The organism is Streptomyces sp. NBC_01089 (assembly GCF_045162975.1).
In the GTDB taxonomy this organism is placed as follows: domain Bacteria; phylum Actinomycetota; class Actinomycetes; order Streptomycetales; family Streptomycetaceae; genus Streptomyces.
This window is the reverse complement of the sequence record NZ_CP108660.1, coordinates 3,137,114-3,156,241: the sequence shown is the minus strand read 5'-3', so window position 1 is coordinate 3,156,241 and position 19,128 is coordinate 3,137,114. Positions and strand designations below refer to the sequence as shown.

General features: G+C 70.2%; 15 protein-coding genes. 10 read left to right on the top strand and 5 right to left on the bottom strand.

Going from position 1 to position 19,128, the window contains the following annotated elements:
* Positions 1–506 precede the first annotated feature (506 nt).
* The 8 genes from OG510_RS13855 to OG510_RS13820 all read left to right on the top strand — a co-directional run bounded on the left by OG510_RS13855 (position 507) and on the right by OG510_RS13820 (position 10,839).
* Complete coding sequence (locus tag OG510_RS13855; protein ID WP_406137068.1) at positions 507–3,218, top strand: glycoside hydrolase family 97 catalytic domain-containing protein; 2,712 nt, start codon at positions 507–509, stop codon at positions 3,216–3,218.
* A 1,147-nt stretch (positions 3,219–4,365) separates the two neighbouring features.
* A complete protein-coding gene (locus OG510_RS13850) occupies positions 4,366–4,704 on the top strand; it encodes a MerR family transcriptional regulator (RefSeq protein ID WP_328378348.1) in 339 nt (112 codons plus the stop codon).
* A 590-nt stretch (positions 4,705–5,294) separates the two neighbouring features.
* Complete coding sequence (locus OG510_RS13845; RefSeq protein WP_164258489.1) at positions 5,295–5,498, top strand: cold-shock protein; 204 nt, start codon at positions 5,295–5,297, stop codon at positions 5,496–5,498.
* Between the two features lie 322 nt (positions 5,499–5,820).
* Positions 5,821–7,335 carry a DEAD/DEAH box helicase gene (locus tag OG510_RS13840; RefSeq protein WP_406137067.1) on the top strand — a complete coding sequence of 505 codons (1,515 nt, stop codon included), beginning with the start codon at positions 5,821–5,823 and terminating at the stop codon, positions 7,333–7,335.
* Positions 7,336–7,379: 44 nt separating this feature from the next.
* Complete coding sequence (locus OG510_RS13835; RefSeq protein ID WP_406137066.1) at positions 7,380–7,772, top strand: hypothetical protein; 393 nt, start codon at positions 7,380–7,382, stop codon at positions 7,770–7,772.
* A 49-nt stretch (positions 7,773–7,821) separates the two neighbouring features.
* The gene (locus OG510_RS13830) at positions 7,822–8,133 is read left to right on the top strand and encodes an SCO5918 family protein (RefSeq protein WP_406137065.1); all 312 of its coding nucleotides are present in this window, start codon (positions 7,822–7,824) and stop codon (positions 8,131–8,133) included.
* A gap of 1,024 nt (positions 8,134–9,157) precedes the next feature.
* Entirely contained in the window at positions 9,158–9,817 is a 660-nt protein-coding gene (locus OG510_RS13825) for an RNA polymerase sigma factor (RefSeq protein ID WP_406142388.1), read from the top strand.
* Complete coding sequence (locus tag OG510_RS13820; protein ID WP_406137064.1) at positions 9,796–10,839, top strand: hypothetical protein; 1,044 nt, start codon at positions 9,796–9,798, stop codon at positions 10,837–10,839. The genes OG510_RS13825 and OG510_RS13820 overlap by 22 nt, the downstream gene beginning before the upstream one ends.
* Positions 10,840–11,213: 374 nt before the next feature.
* On the opposite strand, the gene OG510_RS13815 is transcribed toward OG510_RS13820, so the two are convergent.
* A complete protein-coding gene (locus OG510_RS13815; protein WP_406137063.1) occupies positions 11,214–12,110 on the bottom strand; it encodes a L,D-transpeptidase family protein in 897 nt (298 codons plus the stop codon).
* Between the two features lie 256 nt (positions 12,111–12,366).
* Here OG510_RS13815 and leuE point away from each other — a divergent pair, with 256 nt between their 5' ends.
* Positions 12,367–13,113, top strand: a complete 747-nt coding sequence (leuE, locus tag OG510_RS13810) for a leucine efflux protein LeuE (RefSeq protein WP_406137062.1) — start codon at positions 12,367–12,369, stop codon at positions 13,111–13,113.
* On the opposite strand, the gene OG510_RS13805 is transcribed toward leuE, so the two are convergent.
* A complete protein-coding gene (locus OG510_RS13805) occupies positions 13,100–14,503 on the bottom strand; it encodes an FAD-dependent oxidoreductase (protein WP_406137061.1) in 1,404 nt (467 codons plus the stop codon). The two genes, leuE and OG510_RS13805, sit on opposite strands and share 14 nt — an antisense overlap.
* Positions 14,504–14,541: 38 nt before the next feature.
* Here OG510_RS13805 and OG510_RS13800 point away from each other — a divergent pair, with 38 nt between their 5' ends.
* Positions 14,542–15,204, top strand: coding sequence for a TetR/AcrR family transcriptional regulator (locus OG510_RS13800; protein WP_406137060.1), 663 nt, complete (start codon positions 14,542–14,544; stop codon positions 15,202–15,204).
* A 132-nt stretch (positions 15,205–15,336) separates the two neighbouring features.
* On the opposite strand, the gene OG510_RS13795 is transcribed toward OG510_RS13800, so the two are convergent.
* From OG510_RS13795 to OG510_RS13785, 3 genes are read right to left on the bottom strand one after another with little or no spacing between them, the layout of a single operon-like run.
* Complete coding sequence (locus OG510_RS13795) at positions 15,337–16,632, bottom strand: acyltransferase family protein (protein ID WP_406137059.1); 1,296 nt, start codon at positions 16,630–16,632, stop codon at positions 15,337–15,339.
* A complete protein-coding gene (locus tag OG510_RS13790) occupies positions 16,629–17,975 on the bottom strand; it encodes an alpha-2,8-polysialyltransferase family protein (RefSeq protein ID WP_406137058.1) in 1,347 nt (448 codons plus the stop codon). Before OG510_RS13790 ends, OG510_RS13795 begins: the two co-directional genes overlap by 4 nt.
* A complete protein-coding gene (locus tag OG510_RS13785) occupies positions 17,972–18,955 on the bottom strand; it encodes a glycosyltransferase family 2 protein (RefSeq protein ID WP_406137057.1) in 984 nt (327 codons plus the stop codon). The genes OG510_RS13790 and OG510_RS13785 overlap by 4 nt, the downstream gene beginning before the upstream one ends.
* Positions 18,956–19,128: the final 173 nt, after the last annotated feature.

The window sequence follows — 19,128 nt, the reverse complement described above, 5'->3', positions numbered from 1 at the left end:
AAGTCATCCGTGCCGCCCTTCGGCGTGCGGCCTCACCCGGCGCCGGGGAATGCTGCCGTCTCTCCTTCGCTCCTCCGCTCCGATGGTGCGGACGGTCCGGCACGCCCCAACAGCGGCGGACCTGGGCGAGATTCCTGCTCCGTGTCCCGTGACTGACGGGCGCGCCCCCCCCATCCGGCCTGCTGGTTTGCATTCTGCCGGGGCTTGCCGCGTCCATGACCGTCGGCTGCGGACGTGGCTGCTGGACGGCCCGGCCTTTCCTCCATCCGCCGGGGACGAGGCCGGGGTTCCGCGTACGGGCGACCCCGGGCAGGGCGTGGCGGGCACCGGCAGCTCCGAGGCCGGCAGTCGCGGAGGCGCTTCCCGGTCTTCGTGGGTGGTGTGCGGTGAAACGATTCCGGTGCAGTCTGTTTACAGGCTCCGCCCCGACCGGTAAGCCAGCACCAGCACTGTTCGAAGTCGTCCGGTGCTGTTGGTAGTTGGTCGGTTCCGATACGGAGGACTGGATGAGACGGCGATACCTACGTGCCGGCCCCATGGCGCTGATGGCTGCGGCGGTCACCGCCGCACTGGCCCTGGGTCCGGCCAATCCGGCGAGCGCCTTGTCTGACAACGTTGTCAGTGCGTATTCCGGCCCTGCGGCCACGTCATGGACCGTGCAGCGCGGCGGGCCCACCGCAGTCGTCACCCTGAACCGGGCCGACGGCTCGCTCGACGTCTCCGTCCGGCGGAACGGACGGACGATCCTCGAACCGGCGCCCGTCGGTGTCGTCACCGATCAGGCGGATCTGACCTCGGGACTCCACCTGCTGCACCGTGACAACCGGGCGGTCGACGAGAAGTACACGACGACCGTCGGCAAGCAGCTCCATCGGTCCGTCCACATGAACGAGTCGCGGTTCGCCTTCGGGGGAAAGGGCGGTGCACGCATCGATCTGGTGGTCCGGGCCGCCGATGACGGCGTGGCATACCGCTATGTGCTTCCCGGCAAGGACGGCGTAACCATCGAGCACGAGGCATCCGCCTTCCAGCCCCCGGCGTCATCGGCGGCCTGGCTCAGCACCTACTCCGCCCCGCACGAGCAGCCCTACGACCGGAGCACCGCGGCCTCCGCGGGCAGCGGCGAGTACGGCTACCCGGCACTCTTCCAGGTGGGCGACCAGAACGTCGTACTCGCCGAGTCGGACCTCGACGGCCGGTATTCCGGCAGCCGTCTCGTGCACGAACAGGGCACCGCACGCTACGAGGTGGCGCTGGCCGACAAGGAGGTCCACTCGGACGGACCGCTCACCACCCCGTGGCGCACCGCCGTCATCGGCGATCTCGCGACCGTCACCGAGTCCACCCTCATCGACGACCTGGCGCCGCCGTCCCGGATCCGCGACACCTCCTGGATCAAACCCGGGAAGGTCGCCTGGTCATGGCTGGCCGGGTTCAACGAGGCCCAGCGCAGCCTGGCGACGCAGGAGAAGTTCGTGGACTACGCCGCGGCGCACGGGTGGCAGTACGCCCTCGTCGACGACGGCTGGAAGACCACGGACTGGATGCCGCAGCTCATGGACTACGCGCACCGGCGCGGAGTGAAGATCCTGCTGTGGATGGCCTGGACGGACCTCGACACGCCCGCCAAGCGTGACGCGCAGCTGAACACGGTCAAGAAGTGGGGTGCCGCCGGCCTCAAGATCGACTTCATGGACTCCGACACCCGTGAGCGTTATCAGTGGTACGACGACATACTCAAAGCCACGGCAGCGCGCAGACTCATCGTCGACTTCCACGGCTCCACGATCCCGAACGGCATCCAGCGCACCTGGCCACAGGTGATGTCGATGGAGGCGGTGCACGGCGCGGAGCAGGGGGACGTCCGGGCCGACAACATCGCGACGCTGCCGTTCACCCGTAACGTGGTCGGTTCGATGGACTTCACCCCGATGGGTTTCCAGTTCGGTCAGCGCAACACATCCGATGCGGCGGAACTGGCCCTGTCCGTCATATTCGAGTCGGGTCTGCAGAACTTCGCGGGCAGCATCGAGGAGTACCGGGCCCGTCCCGAACTGGCCCGCTTCCTGGAGCAGGTACCGACGGTCTGGGACGAGACGAAGCTGCTGAAGGGCAGCGCGCCCGGCCGGAGCGCCGGGTTCGCACGGCGCAGTGGCGCCCGATGGTTCCTGGGTGAGATGGCCGCGGGCGCGGCTCGTACCCACCGGGTGCCGCTGGACTTCCTGAGCGGCGGGAAGTGGCGTGTCGATGTGGTCCGCGACGGCTCGGACGGTCTGGTCCGGGAGAGCCGGGTGCTCACCCGCCACGACACCCTGGAGGTGCCGGGTGTCGAGAACGGTGGATTCGCCGCGATCGTCTGCCGCGCTGTGCCCGGCCGGACCAGTTGCGACCTGCCCGTACGCCATGTCCCCTCCAGCACGCTCACGGTGAATACGCGCCGGACCGCGGCGCATCCGGGCACGGTGGTGAAGCTCGACGGCAGCTTCGCGATCGACGAGTTCGGCCCGGTCACCGATGTCACGCTCAGCGCGAGGACCCCGGCGGGCTGGAGCGTCGAGGGGGCGGGCGCGACCGCGGCCGAGCTGGCCACCGGTCAGCCGCTGACCGCGGACTGGCGGATCACGGTGCCGGAGAAACCCGCCTACGGCTGGACGGAGATTCCGGTCACCGCCACCTACCGGGACCCGGCCGCGGGCGCAACAGCCCCGGAACTGAGTGTGCGGAGGCAAGCCCGTGTCTTCGTGTCACCGCCCGGCACCGACTACGTCAGCGATCTCCCCTTCTCGGCGGAGAGCAACGGCTGGGGCCCGGTCGAGCGGGACATGTCCAACGGCGAGGAGGCCAAGGGCGACGGAGGTCCGCTGCGGATCGGCGACCGGACCTACGACAAGGGGCTCGGCGCACACGCGCCCTCCGAGGTGACGGTCGGCCTGGGCGGCACCTATGACCGTTTCAGTACCGATGTCGGCATCGACAAGGAGGTGTCGGACAAGGGGTCCAAGGGTTCTGTGGTCTTCGACGTCATCGGTGACGGGAAGGTGCTGGGCACGAGCGGGGTCATGGACTCGGGTGACGCCGCCCATGCCTTCGATATCGACGTCACCGGCGTGCAGCAGCTGACCCTGCGCGTGACGGACGGCGGCGACGGCAACGACTCGGACCACGCGGACTGGGCCGACGCCCGGCTGCACATCGCCGCCGGCACCGCCCGCGGGTAACCGGACCGGGCCCGGCGAACGTCCGGCGAACGTCCCTTCCGTGGGCCGCGGGGAACATCCGCGGCCCACGGAAGCGCCACCGAGAGGCTCGCGGTCAGTCCACGCCGCGCGGAAGCACTGGACGGCACGCCGACGGCTCAAGCGGCCGGAGCAGGTGAAACAGGGGAGGGTGACCGGGGTCGCCGCCCGTGGCCCGATGGAGTCAGAAGCCGGCTGCCACGTTGACGCTCATGGTGTCCATCGGATCACCCTGGTCTCTGGATCATCACGCAGGTCCTGCCTTGCGGTGCTTGTGCCCGGCCTGCGGGGTGTCAACCGCGCGGCCGCCGGCTGTGGCACGTGTCCTGAGCGGCGATCCGCACAGCCCCAGGCGGTGCGGCAGTGGCATGCGCGGCGTCGAGGCCGACAATCTCCCCACACGGGTTCCGGAAATCTATGTCGGCCGGAGTAGACATTGGGCGGTGGTGTGGTTATGGTTTCTCTCGTAGCCCAGAGAGACAGCAGGGCCCGGCAGAGACGAACTGCCGGGCAGCAGTATCCGCAGTTGCAGTTCGCAGGACGGTGCGGTGGTGGAGTTTCGAAGCCAGGGTTGTTGCAGACGGCGACGGGACTGACGACCGGACCGGGTGGCCCGCAGTGATCAGGGGCCGCCGTGAGCAGTACCGCAGTTCACGCACTAGCAGTACCCGCAAGTGCAGTACCCAGCAGTGAAGTTGAGTGAGTAGCACCTCGGTGAAGGCGTCGGCTGCGGACGCGCGCACCGGGAGGTTCGGCAGCGGGGTTCTAAGCCGTAGCAGACGCAGGACGGGCGACGGGGCTGGCTGTCGAAGAGTGGCGCTGTCACAGGCCACAGAGCAGCAGTATCAGCAGTAGGTAAGTGATTGTTTCCAGAGGGAAGAACGGAGGAGCAGGCGCCATCAGGATCGCCCGGGCAGAGCGTTGAGCCCGGGTACCGCAGGACATCGATAGTGAGGTGGTCTCCGGTCAAGCAACCGCGATCCCCGCAACCCACGCCCTCTCCCGGGCGTGCACGCGGAAACAGAAGGTCGGCGCAGTACCAGGGCCGGCGGATGGTGTAGCAGTTCCTTCGGGGCCCGGGTGCCATGCGGCACTCGGGCCCCTCGATGCGTTCCACAGAGAGGTGCAAATGACAGCAGACGACTCGTTCGGCCGTCTCGACGACGATGACTATCCCGCCTACACGATGGGCCGGGCGGCCGAGATGCTCGGTACCACGCAGGGCTTTCTCCGCGCTGTCGGTGAAGCCCGCCTCATCACCCCGCTGCGTTCCGAGGGCGGCCACCGTCGCTACTCCCGCTACCAGCTGCGTATCGCCGCCCGAGCACGAGAACTCGTCGACCAGGGCACCCCCATCGAGGCCGCCTGCCGCATCGTCATCCTCGAAGACCAGCTCGAAGAAGCCCAGCGCATCAACGCCGAATACCGTCGCGCCTCCGAGTCGGAGAACCCGACGACCGCAGGCTGAGGCGCAAGGTACTCACCACCCCCGCCCGACCATCACGGCCCGTACTTTTGGGCGTGCAGCTGCCCCGGCAGGCTGTTCTTCGACTGGTTCGCCACGAACGGTGGGCGTCGGCCGTCAGGCGATGGCGGTGGGCTCTGGGTACTTGCGACAGGCCGCGCAGCAGCAGCGCTGCGCGGCCCTGCCCACGTCGGGACCGGCATTACGGGCTGATGGGCGGCGGTCCGGACAGGAGGACGCCACTGCGGCAGTTGTGCCCTCCGAGCCGTGATGTACGAGCGCTCTTGCTGGAATGTTGCGTTGCGGGTGGGGCAATACCTATGACCGCGAGGCGAGAGTTAAATATGCCGCGCGGACAGTGTGTTTACCGCAGTGAACCGAATGGATTTGTTAATCGTACGCAGGTCGCTACCGCATGCTACTGTCAATCCTAGTTGCAGTCGTGGTTCCCAAGAACTTCAACGCTTTCGTCGGTATTTTAAGCCGCGGGAAGCGTTTTATATTTCCGGTTATTCTTCGGGCGGGGCATCATCTCGGCGACCCGGTATCCGTGATTGCGGGTCCCGGCGTACTGCCCCACAAGGAGATATGACATGGCGTCCGGCACTGTGAAGTGGTTCAACGCGGCCAAGGGTTTTGGGTTCATCGAGCAGGACGGTGGCGGCGACGACGTTTTCGCCCACTTTTCGAACATCGCCGCCCAAGGCTTCCGTGAGCTGATCGAAGGCCAGAAGGTGACCTTCGACATCGCGGCGGGCCAGAAGGGCCCTACGGCCGAGAACATCGTTCCCGTCTGACGCCGACGCGCACTTCGTAGCTGGGGCCCGCATCCTTCGGGGTGCGGGCCCCAGCTACGGGCATTTCCCGAGGCTTCGCCTGCGGGGCAAAGGTGCCCGCGAATCCCTACTCAAAAATGCGGACCTCTCTGTAACCGCACCCGTAGACGTCCCGCATTTTCTGCCAGCCTGATACGTCACCCATTGTGTCGCCTGCGCTCACGCCGGATTCGCCGCAGGCTTGATCTGATTTCACATTTCTTTCGGTCCGTTCTTGTGATTCCCCGCGCTGTTGTTCTGCTGCGAGAATTCCTCGATACGCGCCGTGTCAAGGAAGGTTCCAATGAACCCCTCACGTACGAACAACCGCTCCTCCCGCCGTCGTGCCGGCGGCCCCGCTGTTGGCTCCGATACCGGTTCGCACCGGAGCGACCGCTCCGGCTCGCCGGCCCCGCGGCGTTCCGCAGGGCCGAGCCGCCAGGGCGGCCATGGCCGGCGGCCCTCGGCGGCCTCGGGTGAGTTCGCTCTGCCGAAGACGATCACTCCTGCGCTGCCCGCCGTCGAGGCGTTCGCTGATCTGGACATGCCCGAGCGGCTGCTGGCATCGCTGACCGCGCAAGGCATGCGAGTCCCGTTCCCGATCCAGGGCGCGACCCTGCCCAACACCCTCGCGGGCCGCGACGTCCTCGGTCGAGGACGCACCGGTTCAGGCAAGACCCTCGCCTTCGGCCTGGCCCTGCTGGCCCGCACCGCCGGACAGCGCGCCGAACCCTGCCAGCCGCTGGCCCTGGTCCTCGTGCCGACGCGTGAGCTGGCACAGCAGGTGACCGACGCACTTACTCCCTACGCCCGCTCGGTCAGGCTGCGTCTGGCCACGGTGGTCGGCGGAATGCCGATCAGCAGGCAGGTCAGCGCACTGCGCCGTGGAGCCGAAGTCGTCGTCGCGACGCCCGGACGTCTCAAGGACCTCATCGACCGGGGTGACTGCCGGCTGAACCAGATCGCGATCACCGTCCTGGACGAGGCCGACCAGATGGCCGACATGGGCTTCATGCCCCAGGTCACCGCGCTTCTGGACCAGGTACGCCCCGAGGGCCAGCGCATGCTGTTCTCCGCCACCCTCGACCGCAACGTCGACCTCCTGGTCCGCCGCTACCTCACCGACCCCGTGGTCCACTCCGTCGACCCGTCCGCAGGCGCGGTCACCACGATGGAGCACCATGTCCTGCACGTCCACGGCGCCGACAAGCACCGTACGACCACGGAGATCGCCGCGCGCGAAGGCCGGGTGATCATGTTCCTGGACACCAAGCATGCCGTCGACCGGCTCACCCAGGACCTGCTCAACAGCGGGGTACGGGCCGCGGCCCTGCACGGCGGGAAGTCGCAGCCGCAGCGCACCCGGACCCTGGCCCAGTTCAAGACCGGGCATGTCACTGTGCTCGTCGCGACGAACGTCGCGGCGCGCGGTATCCACGTCGACAACCTCGACCTCGTCGTCAACGTCGACCCCCCGACCGACCACAAGGACTACCTCCACCGTGGCGGCCGCACCGCGCGGGCCGGCGAGTCCGGCCGTGTCGTCACCCTGGTCACCCCCAGCCAGCGCCGCGACATGACCCGCCTCATGGCAGCCGCAGGCATCGTCCCCCAGACCACCCCGGTCCGCTCCGGGGAAGAGGCACTCAGCCGGATCACCGGCGCCCAGACACCCTCGGGCATTCCCGTGACGATCACTGCGCCGGTGGCCGCACGGCGTGAGCGCACCCGCAACACGGCCTCCCGCGGCCGTCGCAGCCCCGCATCAGCTGCCCGGCGTGTCACCGTGCGTCAGTCCTCCTTCGACGCGGCGGCCTAGAGCCCTTGATCAGGAAACTGGCCCATCTCTGCAGGAGGCACATTTTGGCACTGGTTCAGATGGAGCCCCGCCCTGCGAGCGCCGCAACCGTGCACGGGACGGTGGCCGACGCCACGGACACCGCTGGACTGCAGGTCTGTGACGACATGACCATCGAGGTGGCCCTGTCGGTCATGGCCAGTGCCCGCGCCGGGCACCTGCTCGTCTGCGACAACGACGGCCTGTGCACGCAACTGGTCACCCAGGCCCAGCTCGCTGCGGTCCGTGACTGCTCCGCGTACACGGACCGGGTCCAGCTACGCGACATGCTCGAACACCGCGGGCCGTTCACCTCACCCGTGACCACGATCGCCGAAGCCAAGCACGCAGTGGGCGGCCGCCGGCTCGGTGCCCTGCCGGTTGTCGACGGGCAGGGCGTCCTCGTCCTCGCTCGCTGAACCGCCTCACCGCGGCAGAACCATCCCCTTCCTCTCCCTGTGAGGCATCATGCGCTGTGTCATCGCCCGGTTCCCGTTCGACCTCACCAAGAGCGGCGTCCTGGAATCCATGAAGGGCGTCAAGCCCGAACAGGTCATCGGCGAGTCCGTGATCATCGGCCGCCGCACCTACCCGATCAAGCAGGTCGGACAGGTCATCACCTGCCAGGACCGCCGCGATTTCAGCGCCGGTGAAATCATCCGGGCCATGACCCGGCTCGGTTTCACCTGCCCCGGCCTCCCCCACACCGCCACGCCCAAGCGCGCCCTCAGCCCGTTCCAGCAGGCTTCCGCGACGCTCGGCGCCCCTGCCGCCGTCTGACCGAGGGGCAGGCGCGAGCCGTCACCAGAACACCAGTGAGGGCCCGACCAGCAGGCACCGGTCGGGCCCTCACCACATACCGAGGGGCTTGTCAGCGCGCAGCGGTGTATTCAGGTCGGAGCAGCTGAAGGCGCCCATGGCCGTCTGTGATGACGGCACCACCGGCGACCACCGTCAGAGTCATCTGACTGCTGTGCCCGGACTCCACCAGGGCAGCGACCTCAACAAGGTCCATCAGGCTTCGGCATGAGCGAGGGTTCTCACCTCGCGCTGTCACGGGGCGAGCTGTCCGCCTGGTGATCAAGGAAGTGGAAAGTGCCTCTGACCAGCGAGAGCGAGGATTGCTGAGGCCCTGTTCCCACCGCCGGAGGCGCTTTCCAGGTGAGGAAGCGATCGGGTCCTACCCGCGCGTCAGCGTCGAGGACGGCGGCGTCGCGGCCGTCTCACAGGCTGGGGCCGCGCTGCTGGTGCAGGCGGTCCGCAAGAGCGGCCTGGGCACGGCGATATCGCCGACGCCATCCACCAGGCTGCGCTGAAGGTCCCGGCTACCGCCTGGACGCCGGCCGTCGAGCCCGGCGGCGAGGTCCGCGACGGCGCCTGGGTGGCCGAGACCGGCGGAGACTGCCTGAAGGCGTCATCGAACAGACGGCGCGGCGCGTCGGTTTGGGGAGGCTCACACGAACCGGCTGGCGCGTTGGTCACGCCGTTGGTCGCATGGGCGCTATCTGCACGACATAATCGCAGGTCAAGGCGGCAAAGGACGGGAGGGCGACCGGGGCCGCCACCCCCCACAGGAGAGGCCCCGGTCGCCGTCTGCGGGAGCCGCAGAACGGCCCCGTACCTCTCTCAGCGCCGGGCGTGCGTTTTCTGTCACACCGCGCAGAGTCAGCGCGTTGTCGCAGGTGGTACAAGACATGGACGTGGGCCGGGCACAGGCCGTAGCGTGACGGATTGCGCACAGCAGCGCGGCAGTGGCGACCAGGCCGCACGGCGGGGGAGCCGTGCAGCAGGACAGGTTGAGGAAGTGCTGGGGGACGACGCGGAGCTGACCACCGCGGTGCTCGCGGCGCAGGACGGGGACGAGGACGCCTTCCGGACTGTGTACCGCGCGGTGCACCCGCGACTGCTCGGGTATGTACGGACGTTGGTCGGCGATCCGGACGCGGAGGACGTCACGTCCGAGGCGTGGCTGCAGATCGCCCGCGATCTCCAGCGGTTCAGCGGCGATGCCGACCGGTTCCGCGGCTGGGCGGCCCGGATAGCCCGTAACCGTGCGCTCGACCACATACGGATGCGCGGCAGGCGTCCCGCGGGCGGCGGTGACGAGTCCGAACTCGCGGCCGAGCCGGGCGACTCGGACACCGCGGGCGAAGCCATCGAAGCGCTGGCCACCGGACGCACGATGCGGCTCATCGCCCAGCTCCCGCAGGACCAGGCCGAAGCGGTGGTGCTGCGGGTCGTCGTGGGGCTCGACGCGAAGAGTGCCGCCAGGACGCTCGGCAAGCGGCCCGGCGCGGTACGGACCGCCGCGCACCGCGGCCTGAAGAAACTCGCCGAACTGCTCGGCCCCGACGCGGGCCCGCACGGACTCGATGCCGTCCCGTCGCAGCGCTCCGCACGCGAGGGTACGAAATCCGCGGTCGGTGTGACGGATTCGCGCCCGTGGACGCAGAAGGACATGTGATGGCCGACGAGCGGTGCGAATGGCTTGACAAGGACACAGCGGAGCGGTTGCTGAGCGGTGGGCCTGTCGGTGCCGTCGACGATCACGCGAGGGCGCAGGCCGCACGGCTGCACGCCGCACTGAACGGGGCGGCCGGGTCGGCCGCCCGGTCCGAGATCGACGAACTCCCCGGCGAGAAGGCTGCCGTGGAGGCGTTCCGGCTGGCCAGGGAAGGCGCCGCGGATCCGCGGCCCGCACCGGTGGGCCGTACGTGGGTCCGTACCCCGTGGACGGTGTCCGCCGCCGGACGGTGGGGCCGGCCGGTGCGGTTCAGCATCGCCGCCGTGGTGGCGGGCTGTGCGCTGAGCGGGGTGGCGGTCGCCGCCGGGGCCGGCATGCTGCCTTCGCCCTTCGGCCGCAGCGAACCGATGCCCGCCTCGTCCGTTTCGTCGGCCGCGACCCCGCGCCCGCTCCTCTCCGAAACCCCCTCCGGTGCGGCCACCAGCGCCTCCCCGGGGCCGGACAGCGCCACGCCCTCCGGCGAAACCCCCGGACCCGAGGAGCGCGGCCCCCGGCCCTCGCCGCCCGCAGGTGAGGCCGGCGGCGACGCCAGCGACCGGGGGCGGAGCGACCGGGGCGCGGACCCGACAGCGGGCACCGGCCGCGCGTCCGGTACCGGGAGCCAGAACCGGCCGACCCCGTCCGACGGCGGTCAGCACTCGGGCGACGAGGTGTTCCGCAAGGTGGCCGCCGCCTGCCGTGACTACCGGGCGGGCCGGGTCGAGGGCGAGCGCAGACGGAGCCTGGAGGCGAAGGCGGGCGGCGCGAAGAACATCGAGAAGTTCTGCGGCCGGGTGCTGGGCACCGGTGGCTCCGGTGGCTCCGGTGGCCACCGCATCTCGTTCACCCCCTCGTCCCCGCTCGCCCCGGCCACCCCTGCGACATCCCCCACGCCGACGCCCTCACCTTCCCTGTCGGCCAGTGCCTCACCGTCGCCGTCGGCGACGCTCAACTTCCCCGCGTCGCCTTCCCCCAGCGTGTAGAAGAACGGGCGAGGCCAGGGGCCTCACTCCCCGCCCCGCACTCCTCGCCCCCGCCTTTCCCGCTCACCTATGCCGCTGCTCGCACCGGTCACGGCCACGGTCCTGATGCTCTCCGCGGGTGTGACGCCTTCCGCGGTGTGACATTTTCCGGGGGTCCGGCGCAGTAGAGAGTGAGCCGACTGGTCATCGGCCGCGCGTGAGCCGGGGTTCCCCCCGTACCTTCGGCTCCGCGCAATCGGCGCGGGTGGGTTTCGTTCCCCCGGACCCACCCGCGCCCCCTTACCTCCCCGGTGCTTACCTCTCCGTTGCTCACCTCTCCGGTGGGGGAGCACCTCCCCGGTGAGGGGGAGCACCTCTCCGGTGGGTGCCGGGTCTCATCCTCCGTAGACGACGACCTTGTCGCCGGTCCGCGCCTGGTCGAAGAGCGCGGCGATCTTCGTCTTGTCCCGTACGTTGACGCAGCCGTGCGAGGCGCCGTTGTAGCCGCGGGCCGCGAAGTCCGACGAGTAGTGCACCGCCTGGCCCCCGCTGAAGAACATCGCGTACGGCATGGCCGTGTGGTAGATCGTCGACACATGGTCGCGGCTCTTGAAGTCGATGTGGAAGGTGCCTTCGCGGGTCGGTGTGTACTGCGAGCCGAACCGCACATCCATCGTCGAGAGCACCTTGCCGTCCCTGACCCAGCGCAGTGTGCGGCTCGTCTTGCTGATGCAGAGCACCCGGCCGGTGAGGCAGCGCGGGTCGAGCTTGTCCGGGGAGTTGCCGCCCGCCGTGCCGTTCAGCTCGTCACGGGTCGGGGTCTTCGTCATGGCGAGCAGCCGCTGCCAGGTGACGGTGTCCGTCGTGCCGGTACGGGCCAGCCCTCGCTTGCCCTGGAACCCCTTGACGGCGGCGACGGTCACCGGGCCGTACGTCCCGGTGGGTGTGGCGCCGAACCAGGCGATCTGCCGCAGCCTGGCCTGGAGTTCACGTACCTGCTTGCCGGTGGCGCCGCTCGCCATCAGGGTCCGGCCGGGCGCCGGCGCCGAGGTCTGCCCCGGGGGATCAGCGGGCTTCTCCGTGGCGGAGTGGGTGCCGGACGGGGTCGGCCGGTGCGCGGGCCCCGGGGTGGCGCCGCCGTCCCGCGCACCGGCCGTCGCGTGGTGGCTCGCCCCGCCGCCCGGCTTCGCGTCGTCCGCCGCGGTCCGCTCGGTGGTCTGCACCGAACAGCCCGCTGCCACGGCGACCGCGGTGGCGGCGATCAGCGCTCTGCACATCAGGGTCTTCCGCATGCGTCCCCCTCGTTCCTCTCGGCCGTTCCTCTCGGCCCGGTCCGGCGTACTTCCGCCGCCTCGCCCCGGGTGATTCCCGTCCGGGTGATTCCCCGTCCGGGCGCTGCGGAAGCCTTGGCCTACCGGGCCGGTCCGGGGCCGGTCCGGGGGCGGCTCGGGTCCGGTCCGGTGCGGCTCCGGGCCGATTCCGGGGCGTCGAGGGCGGGGTGGTGAGGGTCACGCCGGGACTGTCGTACCCGCGTGCGAGACTCGGTCCATGCTCGGTGTCACGGATCTCCCGACCTACCTCGCCGGCCTCGCGCTGATCATTCTGCTGCCGGGCCCCAACTCGCTGTATGTGCTCTCGGTTGCCGCCCGGCGCGGCGTGCGTACGGGATATACGGCGGCCGCCGGGGTGTTCTGCGGGGACACCGTGCTGATGACGCTGTCCGCCGCGGGAGTCGCCTCGCTGCTCCAGGCGAACCCGCTGCTGTTCGGCCTGGTGAAGTACGCGGGCGCCGGGTATCTCACGTATCTGGCGTTCGGCATGGTCCGCACGGCCCGCGCGCTCTGGCGCGACCGGAGCGACCGGGCCGCGGAGACGGGCGGGACTCCCGGGACGGCCGGGGCCACCGAAGCGGCGGCCGGGACCAACGGGTCGGCGGCCGGGACCAACGGGCCCGCCCAGGCCGCCCGTACCGCCGACGAGCAGTCGTCCGCGCCGGAGCGGCCCTACCGCAGGGCGCTGGTGGTCAGCCTGTTCAACCCGAAGGCGATCCTCTTCTTCATCTCCTTCTTCGTGCAGTTCGTCGACCCGCACTACGCCTACCCGGCGCTCTCCTTCGTGGTGCTCGGCGGCCTGGCGCAGCTGGCGAGCTTCCTCTACCTGACCCTGCTGATATTCGGCGGCACCCGCCTCGCCGCCGCCTTCCGCCGCCGCAGGCGTCTCTCGGCCGGGGTGACCTCGGCGGCGGGCGCGCTCTTCCTGGGTTTCGCGGTGAAGCTCTCGCTCAGCAGCGTGTGAGGTAGCCGGCCAGCCCGGTGGCGTCGTCCCCCGCCCAGCCGATGTACCCGTCGGGCCGGACGAGGAACAGCCCCTTGCCGTACGCCTCACAGGCATCGAGCCGGTGGACGTGCACCAGGGAGGCGTCCAGCGGCGGCAGTTCCGCGTCGGTGCCCACCGCGATGAGGGTGAAGTGCGGGCCGCGGAAGGCGTCGAAGAGCCGCCCTCCGTCCAGCGGTCCGTCGGGTGCGCGGTCGCCCGACTCCAGCGCGCCCGCGGCCCCCTCGGAGAGCGGCCCGCCGCGGTAGCCGATGCCCAGCTGCTGGGTGGCGGCCCCGCGCCGCTGCTCGCCGCGGTGGACCCGGGTGGAAAGGCCCAGCATCTCGGCCGCGTTGGGCCGCCGTTCCTCCTCGTACGAGTCGAGCAGTGCCGCGGGAGCCCCGCCCCGCAGTACCCGGCCGAGTTTCCACCCCAGGTTGTACGCGTCCTGGACGCTGGTGTTGAGGCCCTGGCCGCCGGCCGGTGAGTGGACATGCGCGGCGTCGCCCGCCAGGAAGATCCGGCCGTCGCGGAACCGGTCGGCGAGGGCCGCGCGCGGACGGAAGTCCGAGGCCCAGAGCACCTCGGTGACATCGGCCGCGTCCAGATGGGTACGGGCGGCGATCAGGCCGCGTACGCCGTCGGACGAGAGGTCGGGGCGTTCTCCGTCCGGGAAACGCGCGGCCAGCTGGAAGTCCTCGGTGCCGGGCAGCGGGCAGAGCACCAGGACCCCGGCGTCGACGGGGAAGACATGCCAGTTCAGCCGGTCGAGGGCCGGGATCCGTACATCGGCGACCAGCATCGACGACGGGTCGACGGACTCGCCGGTCATCGCGATGGAGAGCGCGGCGCGGACCGTGCTGCGGCCGCCGTCGGCCGCGACCACGTAGGCCGCGCGGACGGTGGTACCGGTGGAGAGCACCGCGCTGACCCCGGACGCGTCCTGCGCGAGGGACGTCAGGGCGCTGCCGAAGGAGACCTCGCCGCCCAGCCCGGTCAGCCGCTCGTACAGGATCTCCTGGGTGCGCCACTGCGGCAGAATGCGCGGCGTTCCCGCGTACGGCGCCGCCGGCGTCGGCTCCACCGGGTCGAACATATGGTGCTCGCCCTGCCGCTCGCCGTCCTTCCAGATCATCTGCACCGGGGCGGGCCCGCTCGAAGCCAGCACATCGCCGATCACGCCGAGGTCGTCGAAGACTTCGAGCGTACGGGGCTGAAGGCCCTTGCCCCGGGAGCCGGGAAAGAGCCGGTCGGCCTTCTCGGCCACGGTCGTGCGCACTCCGCGCCTGGCCAGATCCACGGCCAGCGCGAGCCCGGTGGGGCCCGCGCCGACGATCAGTACATCAGTTTCCTTAACACCGTTAAGCTCCATGGTTCCGAGCGTGCCCTTAACACTGTTAAATTGTCAAGGTGGGAACAACGAAGATCGACCGGGCGCGCGTCGCCGAGACCGCGCTGCGACTGCTGAACGAGGTCGGGTTCGACGGGCTGTCGCTGCGCGCCATCGCCAGGGAGCTGGACGTCAAAGCCCCCGCGCTCTACTGGCACTTCAAGGACAAACAGTCCTTGCTGGACGAGATGGCGACGCTGATGTACCGGCGGATGATCGCCGACGATCTGCCGGAGAAGGACCGTGAACAGAGCGGCGGAGGCTGGCAGGACGGGCTGATCGTCTACAACCGCGCGCTGCGCGCCATGCTGCTGCGCCACCGGGACGGCGCCAGGGTCTACAGCGGCGCCCGGTTCACCGGCACCGACCACGCGGAGTCGCTGGAGAAGCAGTTGGGCGAGATGACCTCACGGGGGTTCGGCCTGGCACAGGCGGTCCAGGCCGGCACCACGGCGTACTCGTTCACGGTGGGCTTCGTCATCGAGGAGCAGGGCGTCCAGCCGATGCCGGACGAGCGCCGCGAGGGGTACGGGATCGAGGAGCGCGCCCGGCGGCTCGCCGACTACCCGCTCACGGCGGCGGCCGGCCGGGAGATCTTCACCGACTACGACCGGCGCTTCGAGGAAGGGCTGCGGCTGATCGTCGCCGGGATCGAGGCGGCGTACCGGCCGCGCGACGCGTGACGGGCCGGGCCCGCAGATCCCGTTCCCGGCGCTGTACGTGGCCGGCCCTGGCTCGTCATCCGTGACCCGTGCCCCGTGCCCCGTGACCCGCGGTCCGCGACCCGCGACCCGCGACCCGCCATCCGTGATCTGTCAGCGGCCCGCCGTCGAAGCCGGAGCGACCTCTCCGGACAGGCTCTTCCTGGACAGAGCGCCGCGCAGCAGTGGCGTCAGCCTGTTCTCGACGTAACGGTTGAGCAGCCAGGCCAGCCCCAGCATCAGTGCGACGGTCAGGACGAGCGTCCCGTACGAGGGGATGCCCAGCTTCCGGTGGAGTACGGCCACCACCACCCAGCCCAGGTGTTCGTGCACCAGGTAGAAGGGGTACGTCAGCGCCCCGGCGACCGTCAGCCAGCGCCAGTCGGCCCAGCGGAAGAAGCCGAGTGCCACGGCGCCGACGAGCACGAAGCCCAGCGTGATCACGGCGACGATCACGGAGGTGTGCCGGTAGGAGAAGAACGCCGGATCGGCCCGGTGCCACAGCCCGGCGACCGCGTAGTGCTGGCCGAGCGCCCAGCTCACGCCGACCACGCCCCAGGCGATGACGTCACGGCGGTCGCGGTGCAGCAGATAGAGCCCGATCCCGCCGATGAAGAACGGCGCGTACTCCGGCATCAGCACCATGTCCAGCATCGGCTGGTGCACCGCGTCGGTGATCGCGGCGGCCAGGGTCCACACCCCGCAGAACACCAGCACGCGCTGCCGGTTGGCGCCCGGCAGCACCACACAGAGCGCGAAGAGCGCGTAGAAGCGCAGCTCGGCCCAGAGGGTCCAGCACACCCCGAGCACCCGCTCGGCGCCGACCGGCTGCTGGAGCATGGTGAGGTTGACCAGCGCGTCGCTGGGCGAGACCGTCCGGTACGCGACCCAGGGCAGCGCGAACGTCGCCGTGACGATGACGATCGCCGCCCAGTACGCCGGGTAGAGACGGGAGACCCGGGAGGCGAAGAAGGAACGCAGCGGCCGTCCCCAGCCGCTCATGCAGATCACGAACCCGCTGATGACGAAGAAGATCTGCACACCGAGGCAGCCGTAGGCGAACCACTCGGAGAGCGTCGGGAACTGGTGGCGGGGCGAGCTGCCCCACCCCTTGCTGATGTCGCCGTCCCGGCCGCCGTAGTGGTACGCGGCGACCATCAGGGCGGCGACCAGCCGCAGGCCGTCGAGGGCACGCAGCCGCCCGCCCGCGCGCACGGGCCGTCCGGGGCTGCCCGTGCGCGCGGGGGATATCGGCAGCGGAGCGTCGCCGGGACCCGAGCCGGTCCCGGACTCGGTCCCGGACTCGGTCCCGGACTCGGGGGAGCCCCCGGAGCCCTGGCCCTTGGCCTGGTCCGGCGCCGGTGCGGAGACAGCCGCGGGAAGTGGCACGGAGGCCGGGGTCGTGGTCATCCCAGGGCAACTCTCTTGAGGGAGCGGGCCCGCCTGGCCACCCGTCGTACCGTCGCGTTGCGCGGGATGAAGGCGAGCTGAGCGGGCATCGCGCCCGGCAGGCCCAGCACGGTCAGCCGGCGGCGTTTGAAGTAGCGCCAGGTGTGGGCGTCCAGATGGCGGCTCAGATACGCCTCGGCCGCCGGGCGCAGATCGGGCCGCAGCTGCGGCTGCATCGCGAAGCCGACGGCGGCGACGAGCCCCGGCAGATCATCGGCGGGCGCGGCCCCGGCGTCCTCAAGATCGGGCAGCAGCGCGTCGACGATCGTCACCGGGACCCGGTTGCTGTTCTGGTACGGGGCCAGCCGGGCGAGCAGCAGCTCCGTACCGGTGCGGGCGACGGGGATCCCGTAGAAGGCGCTCGCCGTCAGCAGCGCGGTGGAGAAGCAGCCGACCACCAGCGCCGGGCGCACCCGTTCGTACAGGGTCTCGGCGAGCAACGGCTCGTCGATCACGGTCAGTTCGGCGCCGAGCTGCTCCGCCTCCCGTTCCAGCAGCCGCGACCAGCGCGCCGGGGCCGTCGGGTGCGGCTTGAACACGACGGTGCGGTGGCCGAGGGCGACCGCACCGCGCAGCATCCGCACATGGAGGTCCTCCTCCTGCTGCGGGGTGAGGATCTCCAGGGCCGAGAGGTACTGGCCCAGCAGCAGCGCCGGAGGCTCCGCGCACTCGGGCAGGCCCGGCGCGGCGAGGGCCACCTCGGCCAGGACCTTGCGGAAGGCGGCATCCGGCACGATCTCCGGCTCGACCCCGAACTCGGCGAGCAGCAGGGGCTTCAGCCCCGGCACCAGATCCAGATGGAGCAGCCGCCGGATCCGGGTGCCGATCAGCGGGTCGATCTTGTTGCGCGTCGGGCCGTACGACATCAGGCCGTCCGCGTACACGGTGACCGGCGCGTCCTGGAAGAGCAGGGCGAGCGCCTGCGCCGGGTTGACCTGTACGGACTCGACGGCCAGCTCGATCCGGTCGTCGCCGAGGTCCCAGAGCAGCCGCAACTGCCGTTCCCACAGCGGGATGTCGTCGGTGCGCGGCGACCAGCCGCCCGGGTGCAGCGGGGCGATGGTCCCGTTCCACGAGAGCACCCCGTCGAACCGGTCCCGCAGCCGCTCGAAGCCGGGCATCGCGTCCAGCGCGGGGGTGGTCTCCGGGATCGCCGCGTTGTTGCTGACCAGCAGCAGGCGCCGGTCGGCGGCGCCGAAGCAGCCGCTGTCGATCGCGGCGGCAAGGGTGGCGGCCCCGTACAGCGTGGAGGCGTAGAAGATCTGCGTCGTACGGACAGAGGCCGTAGCGGCGGGCGGTGTCACGCTGCGGCCTCCGTCGTCAGCGGGGCCGGACGGCGGCGCAACCGCCGCAGCCGCGAGGCGCGCGGGGTGTCCATCGAGTCGAGCGCGTCGCTCAGCAGATCCTGCGGCATCCGTTTCAGGGCGGCCGCGCTGAGCGTCCGCAATTTACGTGCCACGGCTGGTTCGAACCTTTCGATGGAGCCCAAGTGGTGCGAAATAATGGCGCAATAGGTGCGCACGGCCTTGGGAAGAAGGAGATCGGCTTCCGGGTCTTTCGATGTGTCGTCGATTACCTGGTCGAAAGCGCGGATGAAATCGAGCTGGCGTACATCGCCGATCTGCGTGAGGGACGAAGCGACACCGCGCCGGTAGAAAACACCGAGCAGCCCGAGAACGGCGAATGACTCCGCCTCTCTGTGCAGCCGCCAGATCCACGGGCGGTCCTCGGCGGTGCGCAGCCCGTGGGTGAAGTGCAGCAGCCCGCGGTCCAGCAGTCTGCGGTGGTACATACCGGCCCAGGCGTACGCGTAGTCGACCGGGGTGGAGCGGTCCGCGGGCAGAATCACCTCGCGCGGGCGGGTCACCTCGCCCCTTCTGCCGTACGGGACCCGGTGGACCGTCCGGGTGCTGCCCGTGCACTGCACATGGTCGGTGCGCACGAAGTCGCAGCCCAGCGCCTCCGTGCCGGCGAGCAGCCGCTCGTAGTGGCCGGGGGCGAGCCAGTCGTCGCCGTCCAGGAAGGTGATGTATTCGCCGCTGGCCGCGTCGAGCCCGGTGTTGCGGGCGGTGGCGAGTCCTCCGTTCTCCCGGTGTCTCAGCAGGACGGCCCCCGGAAGCTCGCGTTCCGCACGTTCGAGGATCTCCGGGGTCCCGTCCGTCGAACAGTCGTCGACGAGCAGGAACTCGAAGTCGTCGCGTGCGTTCGCGCGCAGGCTTCGGAGGGTGTCGGGGGCGTAGGTCTGCACGTTGAAGAACGGCACGATGACGGAGAGCTTAACCACCTGCGTGACGCTAAGAGGCCCCCCGGCATTCGCCCTGAAGCCCGGTGGGATGACAGGTGAACTGAATATGGCGGAACAGTGAACCGGCCCGCCCCGCTCGCCGTTTCTCTCGCTGTCGGCCCGCTGTTAACCCTTTGTTGCGGCTGAGTTGGGCCGCCGAACCGAATGCCTTT